Origin of the sequence: Nocardia sp. NPDC058499 (assembly GCF_042719915.1) — a bacterium.
GTDB lineage: Bacteria > Actinomycetota > Actinomycetes > Mycobacteriales > Mycobacteriaceae > Nocardia.
The window spans coordinates 433,086-445,528 of sequence record NZ_JBHXMZ010000003.1 but is presented as its reverse complement, the minus strand read 5'-3'; the positions used below and the strand labels follow the sequence as shown (position 1 = coordinate 445,528).

At 67.1% G+C, this 12,443-nt stretch carries 11 protein-coding genes; 7 read left to right on the top strand and 4 right to left on the bottom strand.

Features of this window, described 5'->3' with window-relative positions; genetic code table 11:
- Positions 1 to 150 precede the first annotated feature (150 nt).
- Genes nth through ACFWPH_RS12270 form a run of 4 tightly spaced genes read left to right on the top strand, consistent with a single transcriptional unit; the run spans position 151 to position 3,399 of the window.
- On the top strand, positions 151 to 858 hold the full coding sequence (nth, locus tag ACFWPH_RS12285; RefSeq protein ID WP_378750709.1) for an endonuclease III: 708 nt from the start codon (positions 151 to 153) through the stop codon (positions 856 to 858).
- Complete coding sequence (locus ACFWPH_RS12280) at positions 855 to 1,508, top strand: TlpA disulfide reductase family protein (protein WP_378750223.1); 654 nt, start codon at positions 855 to 857, stop codon at positions 1,506 to 1,508. The genes nth and ACFWPH_RS12280 overlap by 4 nt, the downstream gene beginning before the upstream one ends.
- Complete coding sequence (locus ACFWPH_RS12275; RefSeq protein ID WP_378750221.1) at positions 1,505 to 2,209, top strand: NUDIX hydrolase; 705 nt, start codon at positions 1,505 to 1,507, stop codon at positions 2,207 to 2,209. The genes ACFWPH_RS12280 and ACFWPH_RS12275 overlap by 4 nt, the downstream gene beginning before the upstream one ends.
- Entirely contained in the window at positions 2,206 to 3,399 is a 1,194-nt protein-coding gene (locus tag ACFWPH_RS12270; protein WP_280414877.1) for a MarP family serine protease, read from the top strand. Before ACFWPH_RS12275 ends, ACFWPH_RS12270 begins: the two co-directional genes overlap by 4 nt.
- Before the next feature lie 240 nt (positions 3,400 to 3,639).
- Here the strand turns inward: ACFWPH_RS12270 and ACFWPH_RS12265 are convergent, their stop codons facing one another.
- From ACFWPH_RS12265 to acs, 4 genes are all read right to left on the bottom strand, one after another.
- Positions 3,640 to 4,629 (bottom strand): alpha/beta fold hydrolase, encoded by a 990-nt coding sequence (locus tag ACFWPH_RS12265; RefSeq protein ID WP_378750218.1) that lies wholly within the window; start codon positions 4,627 to 4,629, stop codon positions 3,640 to 3,642.
- 48 nt (positions 4,630 to 4,677) lie between these two features.
- On the bottom strand, positions 4,678 to 5,175 hold the full coding sequence (locus ACFWPH_RS12260; RefSeq protein ID WP_378750216.1) for a phage holin family protein: 498 nt from the start codon (positions 5,173 to 5,175) through the stop codon (positions 4,678 to 4,680).
- 37 nt (positions 5,176 to 5,212) lie between these two features.
- Positions 5,213 to 6,424 carry a Na+/H+ antiporter NhaA gene (gene nhaA / locus ACFWPH_RS12255; protein ID WP_378750707.1) on the bottom strand — a complete coding sequence of 404 codons (1,212 nt, stop codon included), beginning with the start codon at positions 6,422 to 6,424 and terminating at the stop codon, positions 5,213 to 5,215.
- A 197-nt stretch (positions 6,425 to 6,621) separates the two neighbouring features.
- Complete coding sequence (acs, locus tag ACFWPH_RS12250; protein ID WP_378750214.1) at positions 6,622 to 8,568, bottom strand: acetate--CoA ligase; 1,947 nt, start codon at positions 8,566 to 8,568, stop codon at positions 6,622 to 6,624.
- A gap of 334 nt (positions 8,569 to 8,902) precedes the next feature.
- Between acs and ACFWPH_RS12245 the strand changes: the two genes are divergently transcribed.
- Genes ACFWPH_RS12245 through ACFWPH_RS12235 form a run of 3 tightly spaced genes read left to right on the top strand, consistent with a single transcriptional unit; the run spans position 8,903 to position 12,442 of the window.
- Positions 8,903 to 10,516 (top strand): ABC transporter substrate-binding protein, encoded by a 1,614-nt coding sequence (locus ACFWPH_RS12245; protein WP_378750212.1) that lies wholly within the window; start codon positions 8,903 to 8,905, stop codon positions 10,514 to 10,516.
- A 31-nt stretch (positions 10,517 to 10,547) separates the two neighbouring features.
- Positions 10,548 to 11,474 (top strand): ABC transporter permease, encoded by a 927-nt coding sequence (locus ACFWPH_RS12240; protein WP_378750210.1) that lies wholly within the window; start codon positions 10,548 to 10,550, stop codon positions 11,472 to 11,474.
- Between the two features lie 14 nt (positions 11,475 to 11,488).
- A complete protein-coding gene (locus ACFWPH_RS12235) occupies positions 11,489 to 12,442 on the top strand; it encodes an ABC transporter permease (RefSeq protein ID WP_378750208.1) in 954 nt (317 codons plus the stop codon).
- Position 12,443 lies beyond the last annotated feature (1 nt).

Sequence of the window (12,443 nt, the reverse complement as noted above, 5' to 3'; positions counted from 1 at the left end):
CGGTGGGTTCCGTATGGTGGATGGGTGCGAATCTCCCCCTCCGATACCGCCGGAAGCCCCCTTTCCGGAACAGCCGCGGCGGGTGCTGCGCCCTCGGTTTCCGGCGGGGTACGAAATCGGAAAACCGGTTCCCGACCGGCCGAAACCCGATTGGGTCTGGTGCGCCGTGCACGCCGGATGAACCGGATGCTGACGCGGGCATTTCCGGATGCCCACTGCGAATTGGATTTCGGTAATCCACTGGAATTGGCGGTCGCCACGATCCTCTCGGCGCAGTGCACGGATGTGCGAGTGAATATGACCACTCCGGCGCTTTTCGCCGCCTATCCGGATGCCCGGGCCTATGCCGAGGCGAACCGTACGGAGCTGGAGGAACTCATCCGGCCGACGGGTTTCTACCGCAACAAGGCCAATTCGCTGATCGGTCTCGGGCAGGCACTACTCGAACGGCACGACGGTGAATTACCTCACACGATGGCAGAGCTGGTCCGGCTGCCCGGGATCGGCCGCAAGACTGCCAATGTCATTCTCGGTAACGCGTTCGGAATTCCGGGTATCACGGTCGACACTCATTTCGGGCGGCTGGTGCGTCGCTGGGGCTGGACGACCGAGGAGGATCCGGTCAAGGTCGAACACGCCGTGGGTGCGCTCATCGAACGCAAGGAGTGGACACTGCTGTCCCATCGGGTGATCTTCCATGGGCGCCGTGTCTGTCATTCCCGTAAACCCGCGTGTGGTGTGTGTGTCCTGGCCAAGGATTGTCCTTCGTTCGGCGCCGGCCCCACCGATCCTGATACCGCCGCGGCACTGGTGAAAGGTCCGGAGGCCGCGCATCTGCTCGAACTGGTGGGCCGGTGAGCCGACCGGTTTTGTGGAAATGGGCGTTGACGGCAGTGATCGTGGCTTTGGCGGCGGCGGTGGCGTTGTGGCCGCGCGGCGGTTCGGATTCCGATGGCACCGGGGCGACTCCGGAACCTGCCCGCGGGATCGATCCCGCGCTGCGGCAGGCCTCGGGTGCCGCGATCTGCCCCCCGGGTTCCGATTCACCACCGGCGGGGCCGCTGGCGGATATCGTCCTGACCTGCCTGGCCGACGGCGCGCCGGCAACGCCCGGCCGGATGACCGGTGCCCCGATGGTGCTGAACCTGTGGGCCTACTGGTGTGAGCCCTGCCGGACCGAATTGCCGCTGTTCCAGGAATACGCGGACCGGGCGGGATCGGCGGTGCGGGTGCTGACCGTGCACAGCGATCCGGACGAGGCGAAAGCGTTATCGCTGCTGGCCGCGCTGAATCAGGATCTCCGAGCCCAGCACCGGCCGGAACTGCGGCTGCCCGGCCTGCAGGACCCCGACGCCCGGGTGCGCGCGGCGGCGAATGCGCCCAATGCGCTACCGATCACGGTGCTGATCCGGCCGGATGGTTCGATTGCCGAGTACGTCGCCCGCCCGTTCCGCGATGTCGCCGATATCGCCGATACCGTGGCCGGTGCCCTGGGAGTTACCGCATGACCGAAGAACATTTGCCGCCCTGGCTGAGCAGGGCGGCCGGTCCCGGGCAGCCCGATTTCGCCGACACCCTGGGGCGGACGCGGGTTCTGCGCCGCACGATGGCCGGCAAGGTGCGTAAAGCCGCTGTACTGGTGCTGTTCGCCGGTGACCCCGCCGGTGATCCGGCGGCGCCGGGCAGCCTGCCCGCGAATGCCGAGGTATTGCTCACCCAACGTGCCTCCACCATGCGTCAGCACCGCGGCCAGGTCGCCTTCCCCGGCGGTGCGGTCGATCCCGATGACGACGGGCCGGTCGATACCGCGCTGCGTGAGGCCTGGGAGGAGACCGGACTCGAACGCACGGGCGTCGTACCGGTCACGACCCTGCCCGAGCTGTTCGTACCGCCCTCCCGCTTCGATGTGACCCCGGTGGTCGCCTATTGGCGCACGCCGAGCGAGGTGCGCGTCATGGATCGCGGGGAGACCGATCGGGTGGGCCGCGTGCCGATGTCGGACCTGCTGGATCCGGCGAACCGTTTCCTGGTGCGCAGTGCGCTCGGCTACCGCAGTCCGGCGTTCCAGGTGGACGGAATGTTGGTCTGGGGGCTCACCGGCGGCATACTGGCCGGACTCATGACTTCACTGGGCTGGGAATCGGAATGGGACCGAACCGACGTGCGTGATCTGGAGCAGGCGCTGGCCGCGGTGGGGATGGTGTTGTGAGCTCTTCGGCGTGGCTCGATATCGCGGTGGTCATCCTGGCGCTGGCGGCCGCCTCGTCCGGATGGCGGCAGGGTGCGGTCGGTTCCGCGCTGGCATTTCTCGGGGTGGTGCTGGGCGCTGTCGCCGGAATCCTGATCGCCCCGCATATTCTCGTGCACATCGACGAGGGCCGTAGCCGGGTTTTGGCCGGTGTATTGCTCATCGTGCTGCTGGTGATCGTCGGGGAGATCGCCGGAATGGTGCTGGGCCGGGCGGCACGCAGCGGGATGCGGCATCCCTTCGCCCGCGGCGCCGACAGCACGGTCGGCGCGGTGCTCATGGCCGGCGCGGTACTGGTGACGGCATGGCTGCTGGCGCTACCGCTGGCCACCTCTTCGCAACCGGCAATCGCCTCGGCTATCAACAGCTCTCGCGTGCTTGCCGATGTCAACCGGGTCGCCCCGGATTGGTTGCGCAAACTACCCAACGAGTTCTCGAAACTGCTGAACACCTCGGGTCTGCCGGATGTGATCGGGCCGTTCGGCCGCGCGCCCATCGCGGCGGTGGAGCCCCCGGATCCGAGTGTGCTGGCCAGTCCCGTGGCCGAATCGCTGCAGCAGAGTGTGCTGCGTATCCGGGGTGTCGCGCCGAGTTGCCAGCGTGCGCTGGAGGGTTCGGGTTTCGTGGTGGCGCCGGAACGGGTGATGACCAACGCACACGTGGTGGCCGGAACCACCAGCGTGACGGTGGATTCGGCCGCGGGCCCGCTGGAAGCGACAGTGGTGGAATTCGATCCGTCCATGGATATCGCGGTGCTGTCGGTGCCCGGGCTCACCGCGCCGGTGATACCGCAGGCGCCGGATGCGGCAGGTTCGGGCGAAAGCGCGATCGTGCTCGGTTATCCGGGCGGCGGCCGCTACACCGCGAGCGCGGCCCGGGTCCGGGAAACTCTGGATCTGAGCGGTCCCACCATCTACCGTGACGGGACCGTCGAACGCGAGGTGTACACCGTTCGCGGCCAGGTGCGGGCAGGTAACTCGGGCGGCCCGCTGGTCGATACCGAGGGCAAGGTGCTGGGCGTGGTGTTCGGTGCCGCCGTCACCGACGACGACACCGGATACGTGCTGACGCTGAACGAGGTCCACGAACGGATCACCGCGGCGCCCTCGTCGACTGTGCCGGTCGCCACGGGCCCCTGTGTACTGAGCTGACCCGAGTCGATCGCTGACTGCTGTGTTCCGGGTGTGCCCGGACGGACAGCCGGGCCCCGCCGTCACTAGCGGTGAGGGCCGAATCCCGCTTGGCCGATGGCGATGGCCGGATAGCCAGCAGGCCGCGGTCTCATCCGATCATCCCGGCGGCGCATCGCTACTCGTCGGCGTGCAGCCGACGGCGGTCTCATCCGCGAGCAGGCCGGGCGAAAACCTCGCCGCCCAGTATCGGGACGGCAGTCAGGCGTAGCTGTCGCGGCCTCGGCCACCTTCGCCGGCGAGGAGTTTGGCGATCTCGGCGGTGACGGCCTCCGGATTCTCCTGGTGCGCGAAATGCGCGGCGTCGCGGACGGTCACCACCCGCCGGCGTGGTGCGAGCTGTGGTGCGCGGTGCACCGTATGCGGGAGGATGTACCGATCGAATTCGCCGCGCATCGAAACCACCGGTATATCGACGGGTTTGCGCATCACCGCGATGAACCGGCGCCCGTCGGGACGCCACTGGCTGCGGAACGCCCATCGTTTGTATTCCAGCGCGCAATGGGCCGCGCCGGGAATCTGGATCGCCGAGGCCATCCGGGTCGCGGTATCGGCGCATTCCGCGGTATCGGTCCAGGTGGGTGAACTGCGAACGGTCAGCAGATCGGCGGTGCCGCGGCCGTCTTCGCGGGTGAGTAGATGTTCGGGATAGCGGGGTAGCTGGGCGCGCAGGAAACCCGGCAGGAAGGCGCGGCGCTGGGCGTTGTCGCGCCATATCGAGCTCTTGAGCGCCGCCGGGTGCGGTGAGGACACTACGGCGATTCCGCGTACCAGTCGCGGATGCAGGACCGCGGTCGCCCAGCACACCAGACCGCCGTCGGCATGCCCGACCAGCGTCGCGTCGCTGTAGCCGAGTGCGCGGATCAGCCCGGCGATATCGCCGGCCAGGGTCCAGCCGTCGTAACCGCGTGGGGGTTTGTCGCTGTCGCCGTAGCCGCGCAGGTCGACCGCGACGGCGTGGTAGCCGAGTTCGGCCAGGGCGGTGAGCTGATGCCGCCAGGTCCACCAGAAATCGGCGAATCCGTGCAGCAGAACCACCAGCTGCGGCGCGGGGGCACCGGGCCCGGCGCGGTTGTCGCCCGGGCCCGCGGAAGCTACGTGCAGCCGTATCCCGTTGGCGTGCACATCACGGTGCGTCCAGGCACCGTCGTAGCGCACGCTCGACGGGTCCGGGGGAAAGTTCGACGCCACGGCGTCCGAGCGTAGTGAACGCCCGGTCGCGTCCGGTGTCTGGCCCGCTCAGCGCGTGGTCTTCGCCAGCGCGGAGGGGTCGTCGTGGCTGCCGATTCCGGAGGGCAGCACCGTGCGGGTCTGCTTGAGCGAATCGATCGTCTTCTCCGGTGCCCGCAGTTTCTTGACCTTCCGGTACCCCAGGAACGCGAGCAGCACAGTGACCAAGATCATGAAGGCGAAGACGATCCAGAATGCGGCCCAGCGGGTGAGCCAGATATCCAGCGTTTCGGCCACCGCGAAGAAGAAGAAAAAGCTGCTGAACAGCAGCACGGTCAGCGCGCCGATGAAGAAGACGCTGCCCTGCAGCCCCTTCTTGATCTCACCGGTGACCTCCGCCTTGGCCAGCGCCACCTCGGCACGGACCAGGGTCGAGACCTGCTCGGAGGCGTCGCGGACCAGGCTGCCGAAACTGGCCGAGGCATGCGGGTCGATCTCGGACAGCGGAATCGAGGTGACTGTGCCGCCTCGTGCGCCGTCGCCGTTACCGCCCTGTGTGACACTCACGTGGTCGACCCTCTCCCTGTCCCGATTCTGCTCGGTCTTACTGTTCTGGTTCTAGCGCATCCGCGTCACGTCGCGCTTGGTGGACACGCCCACGCCGCAACAGTAGCGCCGAACCGATCAGCGATGCGGCCATGGAGGTCACCAGCACCGCGGCTTTGGCCAATTCGGCGGATTCGGGATTGTCCTCCAATGCCAGTTCCGCCACGAGCAGGCTAACGGTGAATCCGATCGCGCCCAGCACCGACAGGGCGAACATATCGCGATAACCCAGGTTCGCGGGACGTTTGGCGAGCCCGGTACGGATCGCGACGCAGCTGACGCCGAAGATGCCGATGGTTTTGCCCAGTAGCAGACCGAGAATGATCGCCAGGGACAGCCGCTCGGTGAACAGGTTGCCCAGGACTTCGCCGTTGATCGGCACACCCGAGGCGAAAAGCGCGAACAACGGTACGCACAGACCGGCCGAGATCGGCTGGAACTTATGTTCCCAGCGGGTGGCGGGCGCTTCGTCCTCGCCTTCGTCGGTGCGGACACGGGTGAGCAAGCCGCACGCGACTCCGGCGAGGGTCGGATGGATATGTGCTTCGTGCAGCGCGTACCAGCACAGCAGCGCCAGCGGAATATAGATCAGCGGCGAGTTCCAGCGCCGGTGCTGGGCGAACCACCAGGCGCCGCAGCCGGCGAGCGCGACCAGCAGCCAGGTGAACGCCAGCCCGGTGGTGAACAGCACCGCAATGAGCACGATCGCCATCAGATCGTCCACCACGGCGAGGCTGAGCAGGAAGACCCGGGCGCTCGCGGGAATCCGGGACCCGGTCATCGCCAGTACGGCGAGCGCGAAGGCGATATCGGTGGCGACCGGGACGGCCCAGGCGCGGTCCATGCCTTCGACACCGAAACCGACGCCGTAGGCGATCAGCGCGGGGGTCACCACACCGCCCACGGCCGCGATGATCGGCAGCGCGGCCCGTTTCGGGTCGGCCAGTTCGCCGACGACGAGTTCGCGTTTGAGTTCGAGCCCGGCGACGAAGAAGAAGACGGCCAGCAGCCCGTCCTTGACCCAGTCGGCGACGGTCAGGTCGAGGTGCAGGGGCGGGATCGCCAGATGGGTTTCGGTGAGGGTCAGATAGCTCTCACCCCACGGTGAGTTCACCCAGAGCAACGCCACCGCGGCGGCAACCAGTAGCAGTGAACCGCCCACGGTCTCGGTGCGCAGATATCTGGCGAGTTCCGACCGGGGGCTGCTCAGCACGGGAAACCTTTCGGTCGTACGGACAATTGCTGCGTCCGCCCGACCGGCTGATCACCGGCGAGCGCACGACCATCTCGCCGACCAGACTTCCCGGCACACCATATGCAATCTTAACGGTCGGTAATCTCGCGCCCGCCACGCGCATCTCGAATGGGCCCGGGGAGCATTCCGCTGTCCCGGGCCCGACGGTTGGCCTATTCCGAACGTCCCGCGCGAATGTTCTCGAAGACCTGCGGGTCGACCAGGGTGGAGGTATCGCCCAGTTCGCGACCCTCGGCCACATCGCGCAGCAGCCGGCGCATGATCTTGCCGCTGCGGGTCTTGGGCAGTTCCGGCACCACGTGGATCTCCCGCGGGCGGGCGATCGGGCTGATCTCGCGCGCCACCTCGGCCTTGAGCTCGTCGATCATGGCCGCGCCGGTATCGGTGGCGCCGGCGGACAGGATGACGAAGGCCACGATGCCCTGGCCGGTGGTTTCGTCGGTGGCGCCGACCACCGCCGCCTCCGCGACTCCGGAATGGCCGACGAGGGCGGATTCGACCTCGGCGGTGGAGATGCGATGCCCGGATACGTTCATCACGTCGTCGACCCGGCCGAGTACCCAGAGGTCGCCGTTGACATCGAGTTTCGCGCCGTCACCGGCGAAGTACCAGCCCTGTTCGGCGAAACGCTCCCAGTAGGTGGCCCGGTAGCGTTCCATATCGCCCCAGATTCCGCGCAGCATGGCCGGCCACGGCTGATCCAGGACCAGATAGCCGTTGGCCTCGGTTTCGCCGCGGCGCACGGTGTTGCCTTCCTCGTCCACCACGGTGGCCGAGATACCGGGCAGCGGGGTCATGGCGGCGCCCGGTTTGGTGGCGGTGATACCGGGCAGCGGGGAGATCATGATGGCGCCGGTTTCGGTCTGCCACCAGGTGTCGACGATCGGCGCGGTGCCGCCGCCGATCACATCGCGGTACCAGCGCCAGGCCTCCGGGTTGATCGGTTCGCCGACCGAGCCCAGCACCCGGACCGAGGACAGATCGTGGGCGTCCGGGATCTGGCGGCCCCACTTCATGAAGGTACGGACCAGGGTGGGCGCGGTGTAGTAGATCGTCACCCCGTACTTCTCGATGATCTGCCAGTGCCGGTGCTCGTCGGGGAAATTCGGGGTGCCCTCGTACAGCACCTGGGTGGCGCCGTTGGCGAGCGGACCGTAGACGATATAGCTGTGCCCGGTCACCCAGCCGACATCGGCGGTGCACCAGTAGATATCGGTCTCCGGTTTGTGGTCGAACACCACGCGGTGGGTATAGCTGGTCTGGGTCAGGTATCCACCGCTGGTGTGCAGGATGCCCTTGGGTTTACCCGTGGTGCCCGAGGTGTAGAGGATGAACAGCGGATGTTCGGAATCGAAGGCCTCGGCCTCGTGCGCGGGCTCGGCCTGGGCGACCGTTTCGTGCCACCACAGGTCGCGCCCCTCGGTCCAGGCCACCTCGATACCGACCCGGCGCACCACCAGTACGTGCTCCACGCTGGACGGAACGTCACCGTGCGCGAACAGTGCCTCGTCGACCGCCTCCTTCAGCGGCGCGGGATTACCCCGGCGCCATTGGCCGTCGGTGGTGATGACCAGGCGCGCCTCGGCATCGTCGATGCGCTGGCGGAGTGCGGTCGGGGAGAACCCGGCGAAAACCAGCGAATGCGTCAGGCCCAGCCGTGCGCAGGCCAGCATCGCCACGATGGTTTCCGGGATCATCGGCATGTAGATCGCCACCCGGTCGCCGGCCGTGAGCCCGAGCGAGGTCAGATAGTTGGCCGCGCGGCCGACCTCGGCGAGCAGATCCGCGTAGGTGATCGTGCGCGAATCGCCCGGCTCGCCCTCCCAGTGCAGCGCGACCTTGTCGCCGCGTCCTTCGAGGACATGGCGGTCCACGCAGTTATAGGCGACGTTCAGGCGCCCGCCGACGAACCATTTCGCCACCGGGGCCTCGCTCCAGTCGAGCACCTGGTTCCAGCGCTGGTGCCAGTGGAGGTGGTCGGCCTGCTCTGCCCAGAACCCTTCGCGGTCCTGCGCGGCACGCTCGTAGATACCCGCGTCCACATTCGCCGCGGCAGCGAACTCCGCGCTCGGCGGGTAGGCGTCCGGCGTTTCGGTCATCTGAGTCACTTCCTTCGCGTTACCTGCACCATGAGGGCTGACTGTGACCCTAAACTCTCCCGGGTCCGGCCGTGCGTATCCCCGGACGAAAGGCCGCCGACATGGGATGAACGGCTGCCGGGAGCGGATGAACGGTCGCCTGCGACCCGGCGGGAAGTGCGCGAAGCCGCGCGTGACGGAGCGTGTGCCGGTATCCTCGGACAACTCTGCGAGGTATGGGCCCGCATTTCGGCGCGCGAGCCGGACACGACGTGGCGTCGGGCGCGAAGGGTGCAGCGGCCTCGGTCTCGCGGCAGGGTGGACACCGGGCGGAGCGATCGAGCGGGGAGTTTGCGTGCGGGGAGCGTCGTGGTCGTGGCGGGCGATCGTGCTGGTGCTGGCGCTGGGCGCGGTGGCGGTGCTGCCCGGCTGCACGGTGACGCCGGCGCTGGGTGATTCCATCGCCGTCAACGGCTCGGAACCGCAGAACCCGCTGGTGCCGTCGAATACGAACGAGAACGGCGGCGGGCGGATCGTCGACCGATTGTTCGCGGGCCTGCGCCGGATCGCTGCCGACGGCAGCCTGCACGACGAGGTCGCCGAATCCATCGAGACCACCGATCAGCAGCACTACCGGATCCGCCTGGAACCCGGCTGGACGTTCAGCGACGGCTCACCGGTCACCGCGCATTCCTTCGTGGACGCCTGGAACTACGGCGCCCTGGTCACCAACGCCCAGCTGCAGAGCTACACCTACGAGCCGATCGTCGGTTTCGAGGATGTGCAGGCGGATCCGCCACGGGCACAGAATATGTCGGGTCTTCGAGTGCTCGACGATCTCACCTTCACCGTGGACCTGAAGGTACCCACCATCGATTTCCGTACGCGCCTGGCCTATGCCCCGTACTACCCGCTGCCCGAGGCGGCGTTCGCGGATATGGAGGCATTCGGGCAGCACCCGATCGGCAACGGCCCCTACCGTTTCGCGGGTCCGGATGCATGGCAGCACGATGTGAAACTCGATCTGGTGCCGAACGAGTCGTACCGGGGTGGGCGGCCGGCCCGGAACAAGGGCCTGACCTTCGTCTTCTATTCCGATATCGATGCCGCTTACGCCGATCTACTCGCCGGCAATCTGGATGTGCTCGATACGGTTCCCACCAGCGCGCTGACCGTTGTCCACGCCGACCTGGGGGACCGCGCCGTCGCCGCGGCGACCGCGAAGAACCTGTGGATCGGTACCCAGCCGGGTCTTCCACATTTCGGCGGTGAGGAGGGGCGGCTGCGCCGGCATGCGATATCGCGGGCGATCGACCGCCGGGCCATCGGCGACAAGATCTTCCGCGGTACCCGCACACCGGCCCGGGATTACACATCCAGCGTGCTGCCCGGTTTCGACGATGATCTGCCGGGGTCGGAGGTTCTCGAATTCGATCCGGGGCAGGCGCGCCGGCTGTGGGCGCGGGCGAACGAGATCTCTCCGTGGAGCGGGCGTTTCGAGATCGCGTACAACGCGGACGGCGATCATCAGCCCTGGGTCGACGCGGTCGCGAACAGTATCAAGAACACTCTCGGTATCGAGGCGGTCGGGGCCGCCTATCCGACGTTCAAACAGTTACGCGACCAGATCACCTCGCGGACCGTCGGTAAGGCCTTCCGTTCCGGCTGGCAGGGCGACTATCCGACCATGCTCCAGTTCCTCGAGCCGTCGTTCCTGAGTCATTCCGAAACCAACGATTTCGACTACCACAACCCTGAATTCGACGCCCTCATCGCGGCCGCCGAAGCCGCCTCGACCGAGCCCGAATCGTGGGCGCTCGTCGCCCGGGCCCAGACGGTTCTCCTGCACGACCTGCCCACCATTCCGGTCTTCGACTATGTGAACTCGTCCGGGTACTCCGACCGGGTCCGCGGGGTCACCTTCGGTTGGAACGGGATGGCGGATTTCGAGAACCTCGAGTTGATATGACGCCCGGACTCGAGAGGCGTGAGGAGCGCGTATGGCCTGGTACGTAGTGCGGCGTCTGCTGCAGATGGTTCCGGTGTTCTTCGGCGCCACCCTGCTCGTCTACTTCCTGATCTACAAGATTTCCGGAGGTTCGGTGGCGGCGCTGGCCGGTGACCGCACCCTCACCCCCGCCCTGGAGGAGCAACTGCGCGCGCGGTATCACCTGGACCGCTCCTTCTTCGTGCAGTACTTCTACTACCTCAAAGGCATCTTCACCTTCGACCTCGGCACCTCGTTTTCCGGGCGCTCGGTGAAAGACGAACTGGCGCGCGCGTTTCCGATCACCTTCCGGCTCGCGTTCCTGGCGTTGGTATTCGAGGCGGTGCTCGGGGTGCTGTTCGGTGTCCTGGCCGGTTTACGTAAGGGCAAGCTGTTCGATTCGGCCATGCTGGTGGTGAGCCTGCTGGTGATCGCGATACCGGTTTTCGTCCTCGGCTTCCTCGCACAGTTCCTGCTGGGCGTGAAATGGGGGATCGCACCGGTCACGGTCGGCGCGGACGCGAGCTGGGGTCGCCTGGTGGTGCCCGCACTGGTACTCGGATCGCTTTCGTTCGCCTACGTCCTGCGGCTGACCCGCAATTCGGTGGCGGACACTCGGGACGCCGACTATGTGCGCACGGCAACGGCCAAGGGCCTGCCCCGGCGCCGCGTGGTCCCCGTCCACATCCTGCGGAACTCCCTCATCCCGGTGGTCACATTCCTGGGTGCCGACCTCGGCGCGCTCATGGGCGGGGCAATCGTCACCGAGGGCATCTTCAACATTCCCGGCGTCGGCGGCACCCTCTATCAGGCGGTGGTGCGGGGCGAAGCGCCGACCGTGGTCTCGTTCGTCACGGTGCTGATCGTGGTGTTCCTGCTCGCCAACCTCGTGGTGGACCTGCTGTACGCGGTACTCGACCCGCGGATCCGTTATGCCTGAACAGGAGTGCGGCAATGTCGGATGAGTTGCCCCGCCGGCCCGGCCGGCAACGCTGGGTCGCCGAACCGGACACGGTGACCGTGGAGGCCACCGATCGGGTCCGGGTCGCGGGCGCACCGCGCGGGTTCTGGGGTCAGGCCTGGCGGAATCTACGCCGCAACCCGCTGTTCTGGATCGCGGCGGCGCTCATTCTGCTCGTGGTCGTGGTGGCCGCATTCCCCGGACTGTTCACCGGCCAGGATCCGCGCTACTGCCTGGTGGACAACAGTCTGCTGCCGCCGAGTTCGGCGCATTGGTTCGGATTCGACCTACAGGGCTGCGATATCTACGCGCGCACCATCTACGGGGCGCGGGCCTCCATCCTCACCGGCGTGGGGGCCGCGACGTTGTTCGTCCTGATCGGAGCGACTCTGGGGGCGTTGGCCGGCTATTACGGCGGACTACTCGATTCGGTCATCTCCCGGATCTCCGAAATCGTCTATGCCATCCCGCTCATGCTCGCCGCCATCGTTCTCATGCAACTGTCCACCGAGCGCACCCTCTGGCTGGTGATCGTCACCCTGGCCGGCTTCACCTGGCCGCAGGCGGCGCGTATCGCCCGCGGTTCGGTGATCGCGGCGAAGAACAGCGAATACGTGTTGGCGGCCCGGGCTCTGGGCGTCTCCCGCCTCGGTATCCTCGTCCGCCATGTCCTGCCGAACTCGGTGGGACCGATCATCGTGGTGACCGCGATCTGGCTGGGTGTTTTCATCGTCACCGAGGCGACACTGTCCTTCCTGGGCGTCGGGCTGCCGCCCACCGAGGTTTCCTGGGGAGCCGATATCGCGACCGGCCAGCAGCAACTGCGCGGGGGGTCGCTGATCCTGTTCTACCCGGCCACCGCCCTGGCGCTGACGGTACTCAGCTTCATCATGCTCGGCGATGCGCTGGGCGATGCCATCGATCCGAAAACCCGGCGGGCCCGGTGAA